Genomic DNA, 342 nt, shown 5'->3' on the forward strand with positions numbered 1-342 from the left:
TAATTTAGTTTCGACAGCGCAATATCAAAAAGTAACGAAAAACGAAGAATATATGCCTTTGCCAGATTTCTTGATTCGTGAAACATTGTATTGGCAAGGAGAGTTATTCAACAAGAATGCTCAATTACAAGCGGGTATTAATGCAACATATTTTACGAAATACAATGGTTTGCGTTACATCCCGATTCTGAACGAATTTGCGTTGCAAGATCCAGCAAGTATACAAGAGATTGGTGGTTATCCTATTTTGGATGTTTTTATCAATTTCAAGGTTCGTAATATGCGTTTTTACATTCGTGGCGAGCATATCAATGCGTCGTTTACAAAACAACCTGATTATTT

1 protein-coding gene is annotated in these 342 nt (G+C 35.1%); it reads left to right on the forward strand.

Going from position 1 to position 342, the window contains the following annotated elements; all coding sequences use genetic code 11:
* Window positions 1–342: putative porin (locus QWI17_RS19555; RefSeq protein WP_302724211.1), on the forward strand; the 342-nt coding region annotated here is incomplete at both ends.

Origin of the sequence: Gilvimarinus gilvus (assembly GCF_030518155.1) — a bacterium.
Lineage (GTDB): Bacteria > Pseudomonadota > Gammaproteobacteria > Pseudomonadales > Cellvibrionaceae > Gilvimarinus > Gilvimarinus gilvus.